The sequence below is a fragment of the Rhodocyclus gracilis genome, assembly GCF_009617575.1.
Classification (GTDB): Bacteria; Pseudomonadota; Gammaproteobacteria; order Burkholderiales; family Rhodocyclaceae; genus Rhodocyclus; species Rhodocyclus gracilis.
The window spans coordinates 1-20727 of record NZ_WIXJ01000002.1 but is presented as its reverse complement, the minus strand read 5'-3'; the positions used below and the strand labels follow the sequence as shown (position 1 = coordinate 20727).

Annotated in this window: 31 protein-coding genes; 7 read left to right on the top strand and 24 right to left on the bottom strand. The window is 63.0% G+C overall.

The genetic code is table 11. The annotated features are described in order from the left end of the window. Positions 1–245 precede the first annotated feature (245 nt). From GHK24_RS03195 to GHK24_RS03095, 22 genes are all read right to left on the bottom strand, one after another. A complete protein-coding gene (locus tag GHK24_RS03195; protein ID WP_153468968.1) occupies positions 246–1043 on the bottom strand; it encodes a phage head morphogenesis protein in 798 nt (265 codons plus the stop codon). A gap of 1 nt (position 1044) precedes the next feature. After that, positions 1045–2643: a DUF935 domain-containing protein gene (locus tag GHK24_RS03190; protein ID WP_153468965.1), complete on the bottom strand. Its 1599-nt coding sequence runs from the start codon at positions 2641–2643 to the stop codon at positions 1045–1047. After that, positions 2643–4055 (bottom strand): terminase large subunit domain-containing protein, encoded by a 1413-nt coding sequence (locus GHK24_RS03185; protein WP_153468961.1) that lies wholly within the window; start codon positions 4053–4055, stop codon positions 2643–2645. Before GHK24_RS03185 ends, GHK24_RS03190 begins: the two co-directional genes overlap by 1 nt. Next, the gene (locus tag GHK24_RS03180) at positions 4055–4609 is read right to left on the bottom strand and encodes a DUF3486 family protein (protein WP_153468958.1); all 555 of its coding nucleotides are present in this window, start codon (positions 4607–4609) and stop codon (positions 4055–4057) included. The genes GHK24_RS03185 and GHK24_RS03180 overlap by 1 nt, the downstream gene beginning before the upstream one ends. Beyond that, positions 4609–4920, bottom strand: coding sequence for a hypothetical protein (locus tag GHK24_RS03175; protein WP_153114587.1), 312 nt, complete (start codon positions 4918–4920; stop codon positions 4609–4611). Before GHK24_RS03175 ends, GHK24_RS03180 begins: the two co-directional genes overlap by 1 nt. Then, positions 4913–5302 (bottom strand): hypothetical protein, encoded by a 390-nt coding sequence (locus tag GHK24_RS03170; protein ID WP_153468955.1) that lies wholly within the window; start codon positions 5300–5302, stop codon positions 4913–4915. Before GHK24_RS03170 ends, GHK24_RS03175 begins: the two co-directional genes overlap by 8 nt. 42 nt (positions 5303–5344) lie before the next feature. Then, a complete protein-coding gene (locus GHK24_RS03165) occupies positions 5345–5539 on the bottom strand; it encodes a hypothetical protein (RefSeq protein ID WP_153468952.1) in 195 nt (64 codons plus the stop codon). Next, positions 5536–6057 (bottom strand): hypothetical protein, encoded by a 522-nt coding sequence (locus GHK24_RS03160; protein ID WP_153468949.1) that lies wholly within the window; start codon positions 6055–6057, stop codon positions 5536–5538. Before GHK24_RS03160 ends, GHK24_RS03165 begins: the two co-directional genes overlap by 4 nt. Before the next feature lies 1 nt (position 6058). After that, positions 6059–6598, bottom strand: coding sequence for an N-acetylmuramoyl-L-alanine amidase (locus GHK24_RS03155; protein ID WP_153468946.1), 540 nt, complete (start codon positions 6596–6598; stop codon positions 6059–6061). Positions 6599–6698: 100 nt separating this feature from the next. Then, positions 6699–7211, bottom strand: a complete 513-nt coding sequence (locus GHK24_RS03150) for a hypothetical protein (RefSeq protein WP_153468943.1) — start codon at positions 7209–7211, stop codon at positions 6699–6701. 8 nt (positions 7212–7219) lie between these two features. Next, positions 7220–7552 carry a Mor transcription activator family protein gene (locus GHK24_RS03145; RefSeq protein ID WP_153468940.1) on the bottom strand — a complete coding sequence of 111 codons (333 nt, stop codon included), beginning with the start codon at positions 7550–7552 and terminating at the stop codon, positions 7220–7222. Continuing rightward, the gene (locus tag GHK24_RS03140; RefSeq protein WP_153468937.1) at positions 7549–8025 is read right to left on the bottom strand and encodes a phage protein GemA/Gp16 family protein; all 477 of its coding nucleotides are present in this window, start codon (positions 8023–8025) and stop codon (positions 7549–7551) included. Before GHK24_RS03140 ends, GHK24_RS03145 begins: the two co-directional genes overlap by 4 nt. Positions 8026–8029: 4 nt before the next feature. After that, the gene (locus GHK24_RS03135) at positions 8030–8740 is read right to left on the bottom strand and encodes a DUF2786 domain-containing protein (protein WP_153468934.1); all 711 of its coding nucleotides are present in this window, start codon (positions 8738–8740) and stop codon (positions 8030–8032) included. Positions 8741–8870: 130 nt separating this feature from the next. Beyond that, complete coding sequence (locus GHK24_RS03130; protein WP_153468931.1) at positions 8871–9110, bottom strand: helix-turn-helix domain-containing protein; 240 nt, start codon at positions 9108–9110, stop codon at positions 8871–8873. Further along, positions 9107–9643, bottom strand: coding sequence for a host-nuclease inhibitor Gam family protein (locus tag GHK24_RS03125; protein ID WP_153468928.1), 537 nt, complete (start codon positions 9641–9643; stop codon positions 9107–9109). The genes GHK24_RS03130 and GHK24_RS03125 overlap by 4 nt, the downstream gene beginning before the upstream one ends. A gap of 87 nt (positions 9644–9730) precedes the next feature. Continuing rightward, on the bottom strand, positions 9731–9862 hold the full coding sequence (locus GHK24_RS13770) for a hypothetical protein (protein ID WP_277986400.1): 132 nt from the start codon (positions 9860–9862) through the stop codon (positions 9731–9733). Further along, positions 9853–10200 (bottom strand): hypothetical protein, encoded by a 348-nt coding sequence (locus GHK24_RS03120; RefSeq protein WP_153468925.1) that lies wholly within the window; start codon positions 10198–10200, stop codon positions 9853–9855. The genes GHK24_RS13770 and GHK24_RS03120 overlap by 10 nt, the downstream gene beginning before the upstream one ends. Then, the gene (locus tag GHK24_RS03115; RefSeq protein ID WP_228384522.1) at positions 10200–11105 is read right to left on the bottom strand and encodes an ExeA family protein; all 906 of its coding nucleotides are present in this window, start codon (positions 11103–11105) and stop codon (positions 10200–10202) included. Before GHK24_RS03115 ends, GHK24_RS03120 begins: the two co-directional genes overlap by 1 nt. Before the next feature lie 290 nt (positions 11106–11395). Further along, positions 11396–13189, bottom strand: coding sequence for a DDE-type integrase/transposase/recombinase (locus tag GHK24_RS03110; protein WP_153468919.1), 1794 nt, complete (start codon positions 13187–13189; stop codon positions 11396–11398). A 3-nt stretch (positions 13190–13192) separates the two neighbouring features. Further along, complete coding sequence (locus tag GHK24_RS03105) at positions 13193–14266, bottom strand: hypothetical protein (RefSeq protein ID WP_228384521.1); 1074 nt, start codon at positions 14264–14266, stop codon at positions 13193–13195. A 9-nt stretch (positions 14267–14275) separates the two neighbouring features. Beyond that, positions 14276–14584, bottom strand: coding sequence for a helix-turn-helix domain-containing protein (locus tag GHK24_RS03100; protein ID WP_153468915.1), 309 nt, complete (start codon positions 14582–14584; stop codon positions 14276–14278). Continuing rightward, positions 14581–15063, bottom strand: a complete 483-nt coding sequence (locus GHK24_RS03095) for a hypothetical protein (RefSeq protein WP_153468912.1) — start codon at positions 15061–15063, stop codon at positions 14581–14583. The genes GHK24_RS03100 and GHK24_RS03095 overlap by 4 nt, the downstream gene beginning before the upstream one ends. A 120-nt stretch (positions 15064–15183) precedes the next feature. Between GHK24_RS03095 and GHK24_RS03090 the strand changes: the two genes are divergently transcribed. After that, positions 15184–15561, top strand: a complete 378-nt coding sequence (locus GHK24_RS03090) for a hypothetical protein (RefSeq protein WP_153468909.1) — start codon at positions 15184–15186, stop codon at positions 15559–15561. A gap of 90 nt (positions 15562–15651) precedes the next feature. Here the strand turns inward: GHK24_RS03090 and GHK24_RS03085 are convergent, their stop codons facing one another. Both GHK24_RS03085 and GHK24_RS03080 read right to left on the bottom strand, forming a co-directional pair. After that, on the bottom strand, positions 15652–15888 hold the full coding sequence (locus GHK24_RS03085; protein WP_153468906.1) for a hypothetical protein: 237 nt from the start codon (positions 15886–15888) through the stop codon (positions 15652–15654). An 8-nt stretch (positions 15889–15896) separates the two neighbouring features. Beyond that, positions 15897–16145 (bottom strand): DNA-binding protein, encoded by a 249-nt coding sequence (locus GHK24_RS03080; RefSeq protein ID WP_153468903.1) that lies wholly within the window; start codon positions 16143–16145, stop codon positions 15897–15899. A 114-nt stretch (positions 16146–16259) separates the two neighbouring features. Here GHK24_RS03080 and GHK24_RS03075 point away from each other — a divergent pair, with 114 nt between their 5' ends. From GHK24_RS03075 to GHK24_RS03050, 6 genes are all read left to right on the top strand, one after another. After that, positions 16260–16691 carry a helix-turn-helix domain-containing protein gene (locus GHK24_RS03075; RefSeq protein ID WP_153468900.1) on the top strand — a complete coding sequence of 144 codons (432 nt, stop codon included), beginning with the start codon at positions 16260–16262 and terminating at the stop codon, positions 16689–16691. Next, complete coding sequence (locus tag GHK24_RS03070) at positions 16688–17131, top strand: hypothetical protein (RefSeq protein ID WP_153468897.1); 444 nt, start codon at positions 16688–16690, stop codon at positions 17129–17131. Before GHK24_RS03075 ends, GHK24_RS03070 begins: the two co-directional genes overlap by 4 nt. A gap of 285 nt (positions 17132–17416) precedes the next feature. Beyond that, positions 17417–18490, top strand: a complete 1074-nt coding sequence (locus GHK24_RS03065) for a nucleoid-associated protein (RefSeq protein ID WP_194286362.1) — start codon at positions 17417–17419, stop codon at positions 18488–18490. Between the two features lie 4 nt (positions 18491–18494). Beyond that, positions 18495–19952 (top strand): hypothetical protein, encoded by a 1458-nt coding sequence (locus GHK24_RS03060; RefSeq protein ID WP_153468894.1) that lies wholly within the window; start codon positions 18495–18497, stop codon positions 19950–19952. Between the two features lie 210 nt (positions 19953–20162). Beyond that, positions 20163–20510, top strand: coding sequence for a phage protease (locus tag GHK24_RS03055; protein ID WP_153468891.1), 348 nt, complete (start codon positions 20163–20165; stop codon positions 20508–20510). A gap of 64 nt (positions 20511–20574) precedes the next feature. Continuing rightward, a partial coding sequence (locus tag GHK24_RS03050; protein WP_153468888.1) for a transposase occupies positions 20575–20727 on the top strand: 153 nt, incomplete at its 3' end.

Genomic DNA, 20727 nt, shown 5'->3' with positions numbered 1-20727 from the left:
ACTGGCGTTTATTTTGTCAATTGTGCCACTGTGGGCGGCCATGCGAATCGGCGAACATGAAACCTCTTTCCCACGGATAAAGGGGAGTGAGATAAAGGAAGGGGCAGAAGCGCGATAAATCCGGGAAGAGCTGGAACAAGCCGGGAGTTTCCGAGATCGGCCGCGCAATCTTATTGCAACAGCGGAAATGAACGAAGCCCGGCGAGAGCGGCAATCCAAACCGCTGAATTGAGCGGCCCCCGACCTTACCGCTTTTCCTTCGTGACAGCATCCGCCATCGCCGCCGGTAGCGCGCTGACCTTCTCGGCCAGCATCTTGCCCAGGTTCTCAAGGCGGCCGCCCGGCGGGTAATGAAACGCCGGATCGACGCCCGCCGGGATCTGCTGCGTCTCACCGGTGCGCTTGTTGGTGTAGGTGCTGTACTTCTCCGCCGGCGCCTGGCCGACCTTGAGGCCCTGCCGGTCGAGCTGGCGCTGGCCCATCTGGATCACGCGGCACTTGCAGCCCCACGCTTTCACCGGGTAATGCGCCCGAATCCAGGGATCATCAACTGGCAACACCTTGCCGTCCCATGCGGCGTGCTCGGGCCGCTCGTACGCGCTCGGCGTGTGGTCATACATCAGGAATGGAAGTGTCTCCTTCTCCTCCTGGATGCGCGTCCACTGGCCATCTGCGTGCGCCGTACGCAGATTGATGTCGTAAATCACCTTCAGCCGGGCCGGGCTGCCGAGCTGCACGTCCTTGGTCTCATCGGTCAGCGGATCGGTCATCAGCTTCCGCCCCCACCATCCGCGCTTGACCAGGTTGGGCCGCAGCTCGGCGATGAAGGTTTGCAGCGTCGTACCGTTGGCCAGCGCCGCGTCGATCTGTGCGCGGATATCCTGCAGCAGATCGACCTGCATCGCCTTGGCGACGGTGAATGCCGCCTGATGCTCCTGCTGCCACACATCGCGGTAGTCGAAGCCGATCTGAAAACCCTTCTGCCGAAAGAAGGCGATCGCCTCTTCCGGCGGAAGCAGCTTCAGATCGATGCGCGGCGCCATATCAATCGACCTGGCCGCCACCGACCCGGCCGAAGATCGCCGCCGCAAAATTGCCCTGGGCGAGCAGCTGCGTCAGCGCCTCGGCATCCATTTGCGCAATCGTCTGCGGCAGCCGCGCGTTGAACTCCTCCAGCGTCTTGCACTCCTCGGCCAGGCGCTCGATCGGCGAAACAAGCGGCGTCAGCGTCCGCTCCCAATCGCCCGCCATCTCTTCCGCCAGACGGTCGAACTCATCCAGCTCGGCCGTAGCCCGGCTACCGCCCTTCAGCGCAACTCGCGCTGCCGCCTGCCCGCCTTTGTCGGCCGCCTCGGCCGGGCGCTCGTCAGGCGGAACGGCAAGCTGCGGCCGCGCCAGCGCCAGAATCGGCTTGCCCTCTGCGGCTTCAGGAATGCGCAGCTTCTCGTGCGCCCACGCCGGATCGATGCGCATGCCCATCGCCACCAGCTTCGGCAGCGACTCGGCAAACAGCTTCAGATCCTCCGCTTCGCCGGTGTCGAATTCGAAGCGAGGCAAGCGCCGCGGATCGCTCACCCCGCGATTCATCGCCAGCAACGGCTGCACCAGCCAGCGCGTCAGCGTGCCCTGCAGCTGGCGCGCATCCGAGAGCAGCAAATCGCGGCGAACCTCGCCGTGCAAATTGGCAATGCCGCTGCCCATTCCCGTCGACTTCGCCTCGCTGCTCGTCGTCTGGCCGACAATCGCCTTGCTGATACTGCGCTCGGCCCAGTCGATCATGGCCACATAGGGATCAGAAGCCCCCTTGGCGGCCTCCTCAAACTCGATCGACATCCCCTCCGGGATAATGCCGGCCGCCGCATGGCCGATGCTGACCACCGCATTCAGCAGCGTCGCCTTCTCTTCCGGCGACGTCCCGGAGGACGGGTACTTGCCCAGGCGCATCGGCAGCCCATAGATTTCCAGAAACTCCGCCAGATCGCGCACAGCGAAGTTCTTGAACAGGAAGGGCCACGCCAGCACACGATGCAGCCCGCCGCGCGCGATGTAACCGCTCCTCGCGCGATGCGTGTGCACAATCCAGCCGAACGCCTGCAGCTCGGCGCCATCGCCGCTGTTGTCGCGCAGACGCAACTCGTTCTGGTCGTTGCGCGCCAGCTGAAACCAACTCTGCGGCCGATGGTGCGCCGCGGCGATCAGCCGCTCGCGGCCGACCATCTGCCACTCCAGTTCAAGTGCAGAAAAGCCGTGGCCGATCGCATCCAGCGCATCGAGCATCAGGTCTTCGAGGTCGGCGAAGTCGCGCAGCACCTCATTCACCCAGGCGGTGTCGTCTTCTTCCGCCTTGCTCGCATTGCGTGGCGGCACCACGCGCCAGTCCAGCGTCAGCAACGCCCGCTTGCGCTTGCTCATCTCGGCGTAGAGGTGCGCGTCCTTTTCCTCCATGTCCATGAACAGCTCGGCCTGCGCCGTCAGATTGCCTGCCTCGGCCTGCTGCAGGATCTGGGCCAGCCGCGGCGGCGTCAGGCCGCGCGAGGGATGGCCGGCAAAAGTCTGCGCCAGATTGGCAATGCGGGAAGTTTGCGGCTCGGCCAGCGTCTCGCGCCGCAGCGGGCGGCCATTGATGTCGATGATCTGCGCCATTACCAGGCTCCTGAACCGTAACTGTGGCCGTCGCCATCCCAGCGGCTGGCGCGGGACGGGGCGGCGGTGAATTCAATTGGCGATCGCGGACTGGATGCCGCATGAATCGCCAGCGCCAGCCCCCAGAACTCATCGGCATGGCCGTCAGGCGTGCGTTCTGCAGTAAAGCGAACATTGCCTGCGCTGGTCGTTTGCTTCGTCACAGAACGCAAGCCTGCGCGGATCTTCGGATCGTAGGGAATGAGCACCTTACGGTCCTCCATCTTGCTGCGAACCGGATACGCCAGCTCTTCCTTAACCTTGGTGGAGAATGTCACCGCCTCGACCCTGTAGGAACCAAACTTGTCCTGCGCGTCGTCAGCCCAGCCGATTCCGAGGCCGGTCGCGTCAATACAGGTGCGATCGCTTTCCTCGATCATCGGGTAGAGAATCTTCTCCTGATCGGATTTGCGCATGTTCTGCAGCCGCTCGACACGACGGGTAAGCAACATGTCGCCGACGTCCTCGACCTGCCAAGCCACCGTCAAATCCTTCTTTCGGCCGATGTCGATACCGGTATATATCCGCCCGGAGCCCCGTTGCTGCCAGTTCAGGGTGGCTGCGTATTCGCATGCTGCGATGAGGTCGTATTCCAGGAAGGCCGTATCGTCGTCGGCTGGATTGCACATGTACTCCTGCTGGAACGACTCCTCGTCGGCACAACCGGCGCGCACGAAATCGAAATACTCCGCCTCATCCATCGCCTGACGCTTATCGGTTGCAGGCAACATCTGCTGCAGCTTGAAGAGGAAGCCCTGATCCAGGGCGTCCTGTAGCGTCACGCGATGCAAGCTGATGCTCTTCGGATTCCCCTTCTCCCGGACCTCGCGGATCAGTTCGTTGAAGAAGTTGTGAGAACCGCGATGCGTGGAAAGGACTTCCAGATTGCCGCCCCAAGTGATGCCTGGATAGGCGATAGACCAGAGCTTGCGCGGGTCGGGATGCAGCGCGAACTCATCGAGCACGCGCCCCCCGCGCTTGCCGGCCTGGGCGTCTGGATTGCTGCTCATGCTGTGGATCCGCTTGCCTGAGGCAAATTCCAGCACGTAGGCGGTCAGTTTTGCCTTCGGGTCGATTACGATTTCGCCGAGATCATTCGCCGCGAGGTCCATGATCTTCGCCCACATCTTGCAGTCTTCGATAAACAGCCGAGCCTGAAGATCGTCTCGTGAGCTGACCCACTGGTCGTTGCGCGCGCCTTGAGCGGCAGTGCGCTCGTCGCACTTGTAGGCAGACGACCAGGAAAGACCGATCTGCCGGGCCTTCTCCATCAGCTTCAGGATCGAATCATCGGTGATCCACCGCGACTGATAGGGTAGGAAGATCGCGTCGACGTCACGCGGAATGCACTTAGCGTTGCCCCTGAAGGCCATTACGCGATTCCCAGTGCTTCGCGGATTGCTGCGCGAGTCTCGGGCGTCACGCCGCCTTTCTTCTGCAGAGCATCAAGCTTCTTCGCCTGCTCTTCGAGCAGCTTCCGGCGCGTCTCTTCCTGCACCTCAAGCCGAAATTTCTTCTGATTGACCGACGCCCGCGCCAGCGTCGCAATGTTCTTCGCCGCCGACGACAGCAGGCCGATCCGGTCTTCCGGCGACAACCCTTTATCGTCAGCCTCCTGCAGATTTACGATGCTCTCGAAGAGCTCGGTCTGCACCAGGGCGATCACCGCTTCCGAGCGCGCGTCCTGGTCGTCGGCCGCCCCCTCGGTCAGGAAGCGCGCCGCCTCCGTACTGGCCTTGATGGCAGCGAAGCGCCGCTCGATCTTCTGGCCATAGCGGTGAATCGCGCTCTTGCTGATGCTATAGCCGCGCTCCCGCATCATCTCTTCCAGCGCCTGGTAGCCGCTGAAATTGTTTTCCGCGAGCGCGCGCTCAAGCCACCGACGAACGTCTTCCGGCAGTCCGTCAATGTTCGACCGCCGAGCCATCACTCGCTCCAGTACTTCTCGGGCCGCGCAATGCCGGGCGCGCAGTCGATCGTGTATTCGGCGATATCGACGCCGTAGCGCGTCAGATCCGCAAACCACGCGCCCGACGGCATCTTGTTCAGATCGACCAGTCGCCGATCCGCCAGGTAATCCAGTTCGCGCCGGACCTCCAGCAAGGTCGCGTCCGGATAGATCGCCCGCATCACGTCGAGCAAAAACGCCTCGCTGCTGGTGTGCGGCCGCGCCTTATCCAGCGTATTGATCAGATTCCAGCGCATCGACTCGCGCCGAACCTTGGCGGTATCAACCATTGTTTGCCCCCCTCATTTGCACCACCTCCAGCTTGCTGTAGAGCGCGTCGAGCTTGGCCTCGATCACGCTTTGCCCCCGCACGTAGTCTTCCCGCCGCACGTAATTCACCGGCAGTTCCGCCTGCCAGCGCAAAAAGTCCCGCTCAAGCGCCGCCACCTGGTCGGCCGTGCGATCGGCTTGTGCGATGTAACGGTCGATGTGCTCGCGCAACGCCTTGCTGCCCACCTCGCGCGCCTCTTCCTGCGCCTTGAATTTCTCGCTGAGGCGCTGATCGATCTGCGCGCCCAGTACGCGAGCGAAGCCGAAAACGCAGCTCATGAACGTGATCGCCAGCCCGACCAGAAAGGTGGCCAGCCCCCAAAGCTCCATCTGAACGGTCATCGGCGGCCCCCAGCCTTGCGCCCGCTGGCGTTGTCGATCAGGTCAGCGCTCACGGACCGCCACCCACAGCGCAAAAGTGACGCCGAAGGCGGCAATCGAGACGATTGCCGCGTCGAGCACCGAAATAGTCAGGGCGGACGCGCTAAGGCCGCTCTCGTGGCCGGCTGCCCACCAGGCACGGAAGAACATCACTGCTGAAATGAGCAGTGGGAAGAGCCAGATCCAGCGGGCTTTCACTTGGCGCCTCCGTTGAGCAGCACATCCTTGTCGCGGCTGCCTCGGCTCGATCCGAATTCGAACTGGTGCGCGTCGCGCAGGCACAGGCCGAAGATGCCGGCAATGGTCGAGAGCAGGCCGACCACCTCACCGGGAATGTCGGCGCGGAACAGCGACAGCACCACCAGGCAGGCGACCAGCCCGATCACGTCGAACAGCACCATCAGATCGGCGCGCTTGTTGGCGTAGCCGGCCTGGTGCAGCTTGATGTCGCGGTCGCGCGCGCTCTGCCGGTCGGCGAGGTAGGCAGCTTCCAGATCGGCATCGGCCTTGAGCACGGCGAGCTGGTATTCCTGCGCCAGCTTCGGGTCGGCCTGCAGCGCCGCCAGCGCCTGTTCGCCACTGGTGGCGCCGGTCACGCTCTTGGCGAGGGCAATCGCCTGCTCGGCAATCGCAACGGGTTTCTCGCCGATGCCGAAGTAGCGCATCAAACTCGGCGCGATCTGGGCCAAGCCCAGCGCAATCGTGAGCGGTTCCATATCAATCCTCCTGGAGGTGTGCGGAAATGGCCTGCATGCCGCCGGCGATCCACGCAGCAACATCAAAGCCGGGGCAAATCTTCAGCCACTCACGCGGCTCGACGACGCCGTCACCGTCGGTGTCGGGCGACAGGTCGCGATGCCCGACGACGCGGGCGCTGGGATAACTCTTCTGCAATCCGGTGATGAGCACACGCAGTGAGTCCCACTGCGCCGAGGTGAAGCGGTCGGTGCCGACCAGGCAGACGCCGAGGCTCTTCTGATTGAAGCCGGCAACGTGGGCGCCGATCTCGGCCGGCGCGCGACCGGTGGCGACCGCACCGTTGCTGTAGAGGACAAAGTGGTAGCCGATCGAGCGCAGATCGGGATTCCAGATTCGGCACATTGCCGCGTCGCGTTTGAATCCGCGGGCCTTGTGCCAGGCGTCGATCGTTTGCGCCGGCGTGATCTGGCTCGGCGTTCCGGGCGTGCCGCGGAACAGGCTGTCGCCGTTGGGCGACGCGCTGCAATGGATGACGATAAGGGAGATTTCGCGAGGCATGCGCCCACGTTAGCGACGCGCGCGCGAAGGCTCCATTAACCGCAGTTAGAAACAACAAGCCCCGCTCTGAGCGGGGCCTCGGAAGCGTTTTGCTGATCTGCTATCGAGCGTTTGTAGCGCAGAACTGCTGTGCAGCGCTCCGGTTATCATCATCTTTGCACCATTCGACAACGGCCTCGGCACCGGCGATGCTTAAGTACTTCACCGGTTCAGCCATCTCAAGCATTTGCTTGTGATAAAGGCTGCCGTAGCTGATCTTCTTCAGGTCGTCAGCGCGGTACTGCAACTCGAAAACGGGGGAAACGGAACCGTTTCCATATTTGTCCTGGACCGGCGCACTAACGACAAATACAACATCCTTCTTCAAGGAAGAAGGGAAGTACTTCACCAGCGATTCCGAGATCCGATACGACTCCATTGACGCGTTTTGCATCAGATCTTTGACTCTCAGAACAGCCCTGCCAGCAAGACTGATTTTCAGGATGCCGTTCTCCTCGTGAACAGCTGCGATGCTCTGGCTAATTTCCTGAATCGTCTTCGGCGGCTGCGGGTCGCCGGAGCCGCAGCCGCCAAGGGCAGCCACGAACATCGCCGAAATCAGAACCCTCTTCATATTCCCCCCTAGAACAGCGCCCCCTGCCGCTTCTTCACCATTTCGAGGCGGACGGCCTTGACGACGCGATAAATGTGTATGACCGTCAGATTGTACTCACGCGCCAGCGCGTGGTGGTTGGTGCCGTTGAATTTCTCGAAAATCTCCATGTCGCGGCGGGAAATGTCGATCGCGCAGCCCTTCGGGATATAGATCGGCTCGCCGCCCCAGTCGCCGCGAATCTTGTCCGCAACGGCCACGCCGATCTCCACGGCGATTTCTTCCGTCTGACCGGACTTCACCAGCTCGGCGGCGATGGTTTCCGCCAGGTCGGCAATCAGCTGCGGCGCTCCCCGGCTCATGCCCGCTGTTCCTTCTGCGCCGACTTTTCCCGAAAGCGGATCGTCCGCTCCAGCGCCGAAGACACCGCGCCCAGCTGCTCCGGCGTCAGCCACTCCCAACGCGCGATGTCCGGAAAGATGCGCCGGCCAACGGCGTAGGCGTAGCCCCACTCGGCGCCAAGTGCCTTCAACTGCGTTGCAATCTTCGCCTCGATCTCTTCCTTGCTGAGCGCGATCGGCTTGTGCGCCCGCGCCGCCGGCGCCTTCTTGGGCGGCCGCGGTTTCCAGCCCAGCTTGCGAAAATGCTCGAGCAGCTGGCGCCGGCCGAGCGCAGATAAGTCTTTCGACGACTGAACCTGCTCGATCGACGCCAGCAGCCCGCGATACGTATCCTCGGCCATGCCGGTCTGCTGCCGCGCAACGTGGATCTGCGTGATCTCCGCCGCGCGCTGCTGTTCGGCACTGCGCCGACGGTTCCAGATTGATGTCTTCATGGCGTCACTCCAATGCCAGTGGCGCAGACCCGCCACCAACACCACGATTCAACTCAGCCTGACGACCGGAGCAATGCCCTGCCTGCGCGTCGTCGTATTCATGGTCGTGCAGCTTCCTGCCCGCGTTGCGATCACGCGCTTCAAGCGAGTCAAGAGCGCCGTAGCGTTTCGCCACGAACGCTTCGATCGCCGAAGAGCCAGCATCCGAGCTGGCAAATGCGCCGAGCGCGCGCGAAACGCCATCCACCCATCCTTCGCAGAACAGATCGGCACGTCGTGTCTTGGTCTCGGTTTTGCAGCGCTTGAGCTTGATCTTGATATGCTCAGACCGCGCGCGCCGCACTTGCCGAAGAAGAACGCTGAAGGCATATTGCGCAATCTCTGGTGCAGCGCCCGTGCCGATGAAGGCCCATTCGCCGATGGGTTCCCATTTCGCACGATCCCATCCTTGGCTGAAGATCACTCGGCAACCGAAGGCCTCTCCCGTGAGGATCGCAAGGCTTGCTTCCCATTGGGCCGGTTTCGCCTTGGCACCGGCCTTTGCGCGTCGCTCAGCGGCCTCGGCCGCAGCGATATCGAGGTCGGCAACGCCATGCGTTTCCATCAGCTTGCGTGCCTGGCGCAACGCGGCCTCGGCTTCGTGCTCGTTGGCGCTGGCCGACAGGGCGAGGCATTTGCGGATTTTGGCGATGATCTTGTCGCGTTCGGTCGTCATGTGATGTTCCCGGTTATGGCAGTCTCCCGAAGCCGCCCCGGAGGAGCGGCTTGAGGCGATGGTTAGCGGCGTCGCGGCTCCTACCAGGCGTAGCCGTGAATGCCGTTGGTGAGGTAGCTGCACTCGTCGATCATGCTGCTTTCTCCCCGCGAATCTCCGCCACAGCCTTCCGGCTGACGGCCTCGCTGCCGTGCGCGATGGCCAGCAGCAGCTGGATCGGCTTCGGCAATTTGCGGCCGCTTTCGTAGCGGCTGCCGCCCGACTGCGATACGCCAATCGGGCCCCAGAACTGCGCCTGGTTGAGCTGCTTCTCCTTCCGGATCGCGAGCGCGTCGCCGCCGGATACCGTCTTTGCGTTGATGCTCTTCATGCTGCCTCCCCGGCCAGTTCGGCCTCGAATGGAACGACCACGAAATCCTCGCCCTGCTGGATGCTGATGCCCGGCACCGCCACCACGGCCTCCGGCTCGTTGAGGATGGCGTCCTTGTTGACCTCGTCCTTCGAGCGAATGAAGCGCGTCAGGCCCATGCGGCGCAGGATGTCGAGCACCGCCTCGGCGCCGGTGACGCGCACGCTCGGCGGGCGCAGGCGCCAGAGGATTTCGCCGGTGGTCAGCGCGGCGGTCTTCACCTTGCCGCCCTGCGTGAGCGCCTCGCGGTTGGCCTCGGCCCACGTCTGCACGCCCTGCGTGAGGGCAGCAATGCGGGCGTTGTGCGGCTCGGCCGCAGCCTCCCAGCGCTCTTTCACGCGCGCCAGCTCGTCGTTCATGTCGGCGGTGATGCGTGCCAGCTCGCGCTGGCGCTCGCCGATCTCGCGCACGGCCTCTGCGGCCTGCTCGCGGTTCTGCGGCACCGCGACAATCGCGGCAGCCGATTTGATGCGGGTTTTCTTGGCGGTTGCCATGTGAGTCCTTTCAGTTCAGTGTGAAACGGAAAAAGCGGAGAGATCGGTGCCGGCGCACAGGTGGTAGGTCGCGACCTAAAAGACTGCTCATGCCAGGCCCTCCCGCTTGGCCAGCAGCCACGCCCGGCGCGGCGAGTAGCGCAGGTAGAAAGACAGCCGGAAGGCGAGCTGCAGGCGCACAAGCCAGCGGATGAAGAGGGTGATCGGCTTCAAAGGCATGTCACTTCCTCCCACTCGATGCGCACGCCGAAGCGATCGGCGAACCACGTGTAGATCGTCAGCGCGCCGTCCTGCCGCCGCTGGCGCCAGGCGCAGTCATCCTTGAAGACCACATGCAGGCGCGGGCTGGGCGCCACGACGATCACGATCTTGTCGCCGCCGATGTCGCGCGATCCGTGGAAACTGATCACGCTGAAGCGCTGGCTGATCAGCCACACCACGGCGTTCAGCAAGCTGGTAATCAGCTTGGTAGCCGCCGCGATCGACGTTTGGCGAGTAGCGTCTGGCGCCGCCGAGTCGATCAGCGCCCGCGGCTGGAGATGATGGGCGGCGCTCATCACAGGCTCCGCACCACGTCGGCCGTCACCAGCGGGCTGCCGATCTCGGCGGCGACGTTCAGCGCCGCCGTCATCAGGTTGCCGACGGCCAGCGGATACAGCAGCGAGACCGTCTCCGCCTTGTCGCGCCGCTGCGCCGTCACCGTCAGCTTGGCGCGGATGGCGTCAATGCCGCCCGCGTCGATCACGTCGGCAACCGCCTTGCCGGCACGCTCCAGCTTGAAGCGCAGGTAGTCATCCAGGCGCCCGCCATCCAGCGGCGGCAGTTCGACCATCTCGCAGCGCTGCACCACCTCGCGCACGTCGGCGTTGCGTTCCGACAGCTTCGCCTGCAGCTCGGGCTGGCCGATCAGGATGATCGACAGCAGTTTCTTGAAGCCCACTTCCAGCTCGAAGAAGCGCTTCAGGTGCTTGATCGTCGGAATCGGCAGCGCATGCGCTTCGTCGATCACCAGGCAATGCCGATAGCCCGCCGCGTGACTCTCGCGCAGCACCTGGTGCAACTGCCGAAAGCGCGACTCCGGGCTGCTCTTCGGCCGCTCCAGCGGCGCCACCGTCGCCATGATCGCCTCGGCAATGTGGCTGGCCTTGAGCGTCTTGCCTTTTTGATCGTTGTCTTCCATGCCCAACACGTAGGGGCGAATCAGCACGATCTGCTGGTGCTCGCGCTCGATGCGCTCTTCCAGGTCGCGCAGCAGCGTCGTCTTGCCGGCGCCGGACTCGGCGACGATGGCGAGCAGGCCGCCGAACTTGGCCGCCGAGAACATCGACTCGCGCACATAGCGGATATCGGGGCTGACATACATGTCTTCGTCGGACTGGATGGCATCCTCGGCAAAGGGGTCGCGGAAGAGCGAGAAGTGCTTCTTCGTCGCCGGGTGAAGGGTTTGTTTACGCAGTAACATGGAATCCTCCTTGGGTAAGTCGTCAGTGGTTTGCTGCGGGGAGACCGGGGCAGGCGCGTTGGCGCGCGTCTGCCCCACTACTTCGAAGGCGGTTGCGATATCGGCCGCTGGAACATTGGCCTGCGAAAGAAAGGCCCGGATTCCCGCCTCGAGCGTTTCCTGCGGCAAGCTCTTTGGCCAGGAGCCGTGATTGACGATCTGAGCGACAGTCGCGGTCGATACCTTCAGTGCCCGCGCCAGATCGGCCTGCCTGCAGCCCGGAGGGCCGAGCAAAAGCTTCAGCCTGAGCATCACGCACCTCCCACCGCGCGAAGCCGCGCCGCCGGTTCGCACAGTGCCGCGCGCGCGCCCTCGAGCTCGGCGGCAACCGTATCGAGCTGGTCTTCGGGAACGCCCTCGGGAAAGCGCTTTGCCAGCCGCGCGAAGTGCTCGCTCGTCCAGCGCTCGCCGAGCCTCGCCTTGAGACGGCGTGCGGCCTCGACGTGCGAGAGCGGCGGAAACTCCACCGTCGGCGGCGTCAGCGAATGCGCCCGGCCGCGGCGCGGCAGATAGTTCGGCAGTTCGGTATCGGTGATCGTCTTGAAGGCATGGAACTCGCCGCCGAAAGGCAGGCGTTTCGCCTTGCGTGCCGCCTCGGCCTCGCCCTGCGTGTCCGCGCCCATCACCAGCCGCTCGATTTCCTTGCTGGTCGTCTGCGCCGGCGTATCGGCCGGCGCGCGATAGCGCTCGCCGATCACCGCAGCCGTCTCAGCAAAGCCGAATTCGTTCTTCTTCACCTCGGCCACCACGTGGAATACCTCGCGGCCATCGGCGTCGATCCGCACCACCTGCGCCGCATCGTCGCGCCACGGGTTGCGCGTCACCAGCACCTTCTCGCCAACCATCACCTGCGGCACCGTCGACACGTCCCACTCGCGGCCGGCAAACTGCACGCGCAGCAGCGGCGTCACCGTGCGCGGCTCGGGCGCCGCGACGGCAAGCTCACGGCACACTTCCACGGGCGGCGCCTTCTCCAGTTGCGCTGCGGTAATCGTCATCCACACCGCACTGCGCGAGCGTCCATGCCGGCGATGAATCGCCGTTGCGTTGAACGCCATCCGCCATTGCCGGGCGCGCTCGTTGAGCTCGTCGAGATTCGCCACCGGCTCGAACTTCAGCCGCGCTTCGAACTTGCGCTCGATGATGTTCCGCGCGTTTTCCACCTGCCCGGTGGCGCGGGCGTTGCCCGGCGCGTGCGGCATCAGCCGGATGCCGAGCGACTTGCACAGGTTCTTCGTCATCGCCGCCGTGTTGGCCGAGCCCGGGTCGAGCATCAGGATCTTCGGCACGCCGTGCATGAGGTCTTGTCCGCCACGCTCCTGCATCGCGTTGATCAATACCGAGCACAGGTTGTCGCCGGACTCCGCGCCCATCACGTACTCGGCGTAAATCCAGTCGCTGGTGTGATCGGTGAGCTCGTACGACCAAACGCGGTTGGCGGCAATGCGGGCGAGGTTCTTCGGCTTATTCTTGTAGAACTTGTCGGCTTCCATCACCTGCAGGCCGCTCTCGCGCGCACGTGCGCCGGCGCCGGGCTTGAGGTAATAGAGCACGCACAGGCTGGCGTCGATCTGCCACACATGATTCGGGTGCAGGCTGGCCAGCTGCGTCGCCGGCGCCGGCTCGGCCAGCTGGTCCGGGTGCAGCTTGTAGGCGCGCAGCGCGCGGTGAATCGTGCTGTGCGAGAGCGGCCGGACTTCGCCGGTCGATTTGTCGATGCCCTCGGCGCGCACCTTCTCATCCGCGCGCAACGCTTCAACCGCATCGCCCACGCCGAACAGACGCTTGTTGTTCTTGCGCGCCGAGTTCGTCAGCACCCCGGAAATCACCAGCGCCTCATCGCGCGACAGTGCCGTCTTGCCGGCGTCGCGACGCCTCTTGCGCTCGCCCATGATGGCCACCTCTTTCAGCTTGCGGTGCAACGTGGCGCGCGACATCCCCAGTTCCTGGCACGCAGCCTGGTAGATGGCGTCCTTGCTGCCGTGCGCCGCCTGGCGAAGGGCGCAGGCCAGCGACACCAATCTTTCCGTCAGCGCCGGGCTCATGGCTCAGGCCTCTGCCACCGTGCCGGCCGCCACCATGCGGCCCTGCGTATCGAGTTCCCAGCCCTTCTTCGCCAGCTCGGCGGGAACCATCTTTCCCTGCGCATCGAAGGCCCAGCCGTTTTCTGCCATCGCAGCAGCCGTCGCTTCTTTGATGCGCGCTTCGGCGCCGGGGCGCGCCCACTCGGGCGTGTCGTCGCCGTCCGGACGGGTCTTGATGTCGAACTCGCCGCGCAGCTGCTTGATCGCCAGCTCCAGCTGGCAGATCAGCCCGGCGGTGAAGTCTTCGTGGTTGGCGCCGTGCGTCTCGGCATGCTCGGCGAGCGCCGCCAACCCGGAGCGCAGCGCGAGGATGCCCACTTCGGCCATGCCCGCCATTTGCGTGACTTCCTTGCGCAGCTCGTCGGCCACCTCGGCCGGCGGCAGCGCCTTCACGCGGCGCTGCGCCTTGGCGAGCGATTCGGTCAGCTCGTCGATCTTGCGGTTCTTGCCTTCGAGTACTTCACCGCGGGCTTCGAGGTCTTGCCGCGTGGCGCGCAACGCAGCGCGCAATTCCTTGACGCTCATCGTCGCGATCTCGTCGAGCTTCAGTTCACCGCTCTGGCCGGTGAGTTCGAGTTCCTCGATCTGCTCGTCGTCGAGCACCAGCATTTCGAAGAGCTTGGTCTGGTTGCCAGCCGCCTTCAAAAGCGGCGTTGACGTCGCATTTGCAAACTTGCGCGCGGTCCCCATGAACTTCTGGGCAACGCGGGTTTCGATACCGAGCACCTCCAGGCGAGCGATGAAATTGCCGTGCTCGCAAGCGGCCTTCAGCACCGTCAGGCCGCGGCCGACTTCGAGGCACGCCTCGACGCTGCGGCGCATGCTGGCGCTGATGTCGCGCTGAATCAGGTCCGGGTCGGTGTAGCCGCCGGGCAGCTGGTAGCCGATCTGCGTAGCGACAGCGCGAACGCGAGCGTCGAGCTGCGTCTCCAGAACATCCAGTTGGGCGATCTCATCCCGGATCGCCGGCAGGCCGGGCGCGTCCGCTTCGAGGACGGCGTGGCTGATCGGGGTGGCTTGGCTGGGCGTGCGTGCCATTGTTCTTCCTTAACGTTGAGTGGTGATGCGGGCGGCCAGCTCGTCGAGCCGGCTCTTGGCCGATTCGATCGAGCGCATGATCGACATCGCTTGCAGCGCAAAGCGCGTCGAAGGGCGGATGCGGCCGGTTTCGGGGATGCGTTCGGCAAAGCCCGCGTCGACGAGCGTTGCGACGCAACGCGCGATGGCGCTGGGCGACAGGTCGGTGGCCTTGGCAAGCTCCGAGGGCGCGAGGCCGTGGGCAAAGTGGCCCATCAGCACATTGAGCACCTCGAGCACCTTGCCGGCGGCAGCGATGGTTTGCGGGGTCTCGCTCATTCCGCCTCTCCTGCAAAGTCGAGTTCAGGCTGCGCATGCTTGACGACGTTGCCGCGGTGCGCGGCGAGCGTCTCCAGCGCCGACTGGATCGCGCCGAGCGTCTCGTCTGCATTGGCGTGGCTGGCGTAAAAGCCGATCAGCGCGCCGACGGCATCGTTGAGCACCGCCTGCAGCGCGTTGATGTCGGCGGCCGAGGCGCTGCGCCCGGTCGGGGTGTCGACCATCAGCCGGCCGGCGCTGGCCACCAGCCAGCGGGGGGCGAAGTCGATGCCGCAGACGTTTTCGTAGGGGCGGATCAGGTTGGCTGGGAAGCGGCCGGACTGAATCCACTTGTACAGCGACCAGTGATCGGTGATGCCCATCTCGTCGGCGATGCGCTCAACCGAGAGGTTGCGGCGCTCGCGGGCGTGGTCTTTGCACAACTCCAGCGCGTGGCGCAGGCTGGTCGGCTGCACGCGTTTCCAATTGCGGCGGCTCATTGGGAGCCCCCTTTCCGGGCGGCGGATGGCCGCGCCAAACAAATTGCGGGATTGCGGCTGTTGCAAGTCGTTTGCATGAAATACGATGAAGCGTCGATAATTTGGATAGGGGAGTGCGTCATGGCTGAAATGGAATACGGCTTGCATCAGATGGCAGCGACGACTTCGGCGGCGCTGGAGGAGGCGGCGCTGTATCAGGATGGGCTTGAGGCGCTGATTGGCTTTCTCCTGGCGCAACTGGCGGAGTCGGGCCGGAGTCCGGCGCAGTTGCTGCAGGCGCTGCCGCGAGAATATGCAGAGCAAGCACAAGACGATCCTCATAGCCCTCTGCTCTGGCCTTTTGAACGGCTTGAAGCACAGCTTCGGTGCCAGATAGGAACTCCTGTTGAAACCGGAATGCCACGAGGACTTGCGCGGAGTTTTCAACGCCTGCCAGGAGCGCCGCGCGCAGCGCTGCGTGACGCAGCTGCGCTACCAGGCGATGAACCTGCACAGTAGTAATGCGGTACTTGATCGCGAGTTCGACGTGGTTGCTGCCGTTGAACTCGGCGAGCAGTGCGAGCAGTTGGTCGGCTGTCATGGCGGACCTCACGCAGCCAGTCGGTCAGCGACGGATTGATGGTTACGCCAGAGGGCGTGCCCTTCCGATGTGCCGGCGTACCAGGCGTCAGACTCGGCCGACGCTGGCGGAAAGGGGTTGGTCATGCGGTCGCCGTCGATGCGGTAGCGCAGCGCGGCAAGAACACCTGCCTTGTAGGCCTCGCTGCGCGGATCGCGCGGGCCGGCAAAGGCAGCGTCGAAAAGGGCTTTGGCAGTCGTTGGCATAGCAGGACTCACGCGGCGATGCGGCGATCAGCATGCGTGTCGAGAGCGCGGGCCGGGTCGGTGCAAACGACGCCGTCCTTGAGGCCAAGCTTGACGGCGATGTTGTGGGCGGCGCCGCGAGCGCACTTCTTACGGCCGCCGAGGACTTCGAAGACCAGGTTCGGCGAGAAACCGTTGGCCAGCGACCAGGCGGTGATGGAGATGCCCTGACGCTTCAGTTCGGCGCGGGCTTCTTCGGCAGTACGCAGTTGTTTCATGGGAGATCCTTCGGGGGGGGGCGCTCTTTCGGGTGTCGATTAAGTCGCCGTACAGTGTTGTGCGGTGTGAGTGAATTATGGGAGATCAATCTCCCATCGTCAAGGGGTGTTTGTGTGCCACACGAGATTAATTTGACGGAGATTGGCAAGCGCATAGAGGCGCTTCGTGGCCGCCTATCTCAATCCGACTTCGCGGCAAGCCTCGGTGTAGATCGAAAGACCGTTGGAACGTGGGAGCGCGGCGAGCGATTGCTGGACACAAAGGCTCTGCTGGGCTTGTGGGCAGAATTCGACGCCGACCCCGCGTGGATTCTTACCGGAGGTGGCTTTGCGCCGACATCAACGGAAGACGAGCGCGAGCTGATCAGCCTGTTTCGCGAGGCATCGCTGGCAGTCAAGGCGGCGGCCATTGGGGCGCTTCAGGGCGGCAGTGCTCAATCAACACCGCCGAAACCGGCGGCAGTAAAGACCAAGATCAAGAAGCAGAAGAACTACAACGCGCCCCTCGGGCAGGCTGCGGGAAAGATCATCAATAAGGGATCATGAAGCAAAGCAATTTCAATGCGCCTTTCGGTCAAGCGGCCGAAAAAATCGTCAACCACTACGGCAATGTCACGCGGTATCAAAAGATGAGCGAGCCAGAGCTTCGCGTCGAACGTGAAGCCTTGCTGAGAGAGCGCCGCGCTGTTTTTCGCGAGTTCATATTGCACCCGACCGTTTGGTGGTTCGGCGGATCGATGGGGGCACTGCTGACGTTCCTGGTAGCGACATGGGGGGCGCCACCCTCGCCAACTACTGGAATCGTGCTTGCCATCTGCCTCGTTGCAGTAAGTGGAACGGTGGTCTGGATGACGCGCCGGCGGCGGGCGATGCTGGATGCGCTGCAGATGGTGAAGGCGGATATCCATCACGTGGAAGCACTCATCGTTCGTCGGGGCGCGGCCGAGGCGACGCGGCATCCGAAACCTGCTGAGAGGAAGGAATAGCTGATCGCCAAAGCAAGAAAGCACTCGTGACTGGCGGCGCACTCTCGAGCGGCATCGAGAGGAGGAAAGGCGCTACGAGGCTTTAACGGGGCCGTAGGGCAGGCGGATGGCTGCCGCGGACGGCATGAGATCGTCCTGCGCGTTTATAAATGGATTGGCGCGGCGTTGCAGCGTGTGGCGGGCGCTGCCGTTCGCAAGGCTTTCAGCATCAAAAGTAACAGTTGCAAGTAGTCGGTCACCAACACGTAAATTTCAATCAACCATCTTCTTCATGAAGGAAGGCCCGTGCCAACTCCAATCGAATCCGTACTGAGTCAGAGTCAACGTGACAGCCTTGAGATTCTTGATTTCATCTTCCACATCATCGAACTCGACGCGGGGAAGGAAGAAAAGGTCGAATTTCTTGATGAAGTGAGCCTGCAGCCCAAGCAGAAGAAGTTCTTTCTGGCTCGTCTCCAAGACATCCTGGAAGGAACGCAGTACGTCTTCAAGCCAGACGCGGTGCACCTCAAGGAAAAGTGCCAGCAACTTGTCGCAGAGCGCCACAACTTGAACGTAATTTCCCGGCAGATCGCGACGGATTTTGCCGACCGCCACCGTAACCAGATGGCGGAAGGCGTTTTCGTGGTGGCGGTCGTGCGTTTCTTGGCCAGCGCCAATGAATGGAAGAAGCTGATCCTGCTGGTCAAAATGGATAAAAGCGCCTCGTTTTCGTACTCACGAAAAGTGGAAGGGGGGCGGAAGATCGCCGTAATGACCGATAACCCGAACGCTCTCAGCGAAACCAAGTCTTCCATCCAGAAGAGTGCTGTGATCGATGCAGACAGCTACTTTGCCTGGGATGTTCTGGCCTATGACCGCAAAACGAAGCCGCGTCTGACGGACTATTTCAAGGGTTTCCTAGGCGTCACGGAACGCCAGCAAGATGCCGAGCTGACGAGAGCGACCCACTTTGCTGTCAAAAAGTGGGCCCGCGGCCTGGACAAGGATGCGATCCCGCCAGGCGAGGACGCGGCGGGCTATATCGGACGCGCACAGAACTATCTGAAGGACCATGACACGTTCGAGACGGATGAATTCATCAATGCTGTGGTCAAGGATGAAGATCCCGCCCGAAAACAGGCAATGTCCGGTCAATTGCGAGAGGCGCTTGCCGCCGCGGGGGTCGCTGGGCAACAATTCACTCCGCGTCCTGGATCTCTACGTCCTGCCGAGTGCAAACAGCACTACTTGACCTCCGAAGGGGTGACGATCACGTTCGAAGGCGACAAAGAGGCGGTCGGTCTCAAGACAGAGACCCTACCAGACGGCCGGGAACGGATCACGATTGAAACCCGCAAACTCACATTGAAGAACTGACGACATGACGGAAGCCGGCAAATTGCTCGACCGAGTCGAGGCACTTTGCAGATCGGGCGCACAGGCGCACGAGGAGAGCTTTCGTCTTACGGTTGAGGGGGCCTGTCTGAGTGCTGCGCAAGCTTCCTTGCTAGCCGAAATTGGCGCACAACTTCAGTTGGTTGTTCCGGATGCAAGGCCGTCACTGGTAGTTGGCGGCGAGTCGGTCGATAGTGGTGAGCTCACTGACGACGATAGCTTTTTGGGGCTCGGTTGGAGCTTCAGTCTCGGCAAGGCGGGGCTATCGTCCCTTTGGCCTGCCAGGAAAGAAGAAGCGACGCTGTTCTTCTTTTCTGAGCAGGGCTTGTGCAGTTGGCTGGAAACACTGAATCCCTTCATTCGTTCCAGCGCGTACGACCCCGACTTTAGCAAGCCGGTCACGATCCGCGTCGGTGATCTGAAAAGCCCGGTTGGTGGCCCTTTGCTGTGGGTTTTACCGCTCGACGCATCGGCTCCGGAGCGGATAGAGGGCCCTCGCCTTCCCGAAGATGTCGATGTTCATGCGCTCGTCCATGCTGCCAGCAGCGGTCCGAATATGCGCATTGCGCCGAAGGGCTGGGCGCTCACATGGGGTGCCCTCGATTCGGCAGTGGCTAAACCGCTGATGCGCCTTGGGTGTCTTGTCTTGGCCGCCTGCCTGGCAAACGACATCAAGCATTCTGAGGGTGCGATCACGGCAGCGATTCGCGGTACCAAACGCTTTTCGCTGCCGCTGTGGAACGCCAATTCCGAACTGGCCTGGAGAAGCCTCCACCAGCGCTTGGTCGCCGCAGTGGCTTGGGTTTATGCGGAGCGTCCGGAGACGCGGCTCAAGCTGCTGATGGACCGCTTGTCGCTCGACTTGAACCCGGGTGAGTGTTTCCTGGCCTGTTTGGATCGTCATCTCGACTTCGCTCTAAAACAAGCCGAAGACAGCTACCCCTTCGTCATCCTTGAGCGCAAGGACGCGTATTACAAGGAACTGCGCGACCTGATGAAGGACATGAAGTCACAGTCCGATCATTACGCTACAAAGGCTCGTGAGCTGGTGAGCTCGCTGCTGCGCGACTTGCTTGGGGTACTGGCATTCATCGCGTTTTCCTTTGTTGGAAAATTCGACCAGCAGAAGCTGGAAGGGCTGCTGAGCAGCCCGGAGTTGGGGTTGTTCCTCAAGTTTCTGGCAGGTTATCTGTTGCTTTCGATTGTCCTGCAGTTGGTGATACATCGTCGCGATGACGTATTGACACAGCGGGAAGGCGATAAATGGCTCGACGCGCTCAGAAACTACACGTCGTCGGAAGAAAAGCGCACAAGTTTCACGAACCTGATTCAGTCGCGTCGCAACACTCTTCATGTGGCGATGGCCGTCAGTGCGTTCATCTATGGCTGCCTGGTTCTGGCGGTTTGGAATCTGCCTGCGTTGGTGCTCCGCTTGGCTGCGTGATCAGGCGCGCCCCGGCCTCCCTAGGTAAATAGCGCCTCCCACCAAACCGCTTCCCCCTACACCTGGCCTCGCGCGCGCCCGATCATTCGGGCCATGGCAACGCGCAAACCTTCCCCTTCGCTCCCTTTCCGCACCGCCCCGCGAGCACCCCGCATCAGGTTCTAACCCCCGTTAATGGAAGGCTCGACCGCCACCCCCTAAGGTGGCCGCATGTCGAGCCCAATCAAGCCCTCCGCCTCCCGCTGCGCCGCCGGCCGCGTTGCCGTCCTCACCTTCGAGGTCAACGCGGCGGCTGACTTTCGCCTGCTCCCCGCCGGCGAGTTCCGGGCGCGCGACGGCCGCCCCGCCGAAATCCCCGCCTGGCGCATGGACGCCACCATCGCCGCCGCCCTGATCAATCAGGTGGCGGCGACGGGCGTCGACTTCGTCATCGACTACGAGCACCAGACGCTTCTCGCAGAAAAGAACGGTCAGCCCGCGCCGGCCGCCGGCTGGTTCAAGGCGCTCGAATGGCGCGAGGGCGATGGCCTCTACGTGGTCGGCGCCAAGTGGACCTGACCTGCCCGGAGATTTTCGGACCATCTAAAACTTGAGAGGATGGCTTCCTTGAAGAGAGGAAGTCATGAGGAAGAGTCGATTCAGCGAAGCCCAAATGGTGACGATCCTGCGCGAAGCGGACAAGGCGCCGGTCGCAGAGATTGCGAAGAAGCACGGCATCAGCGAGCAGACGATCTACAGCTGGCGCAAGCAGTACGGCGTCCTGGATGCCGACGAG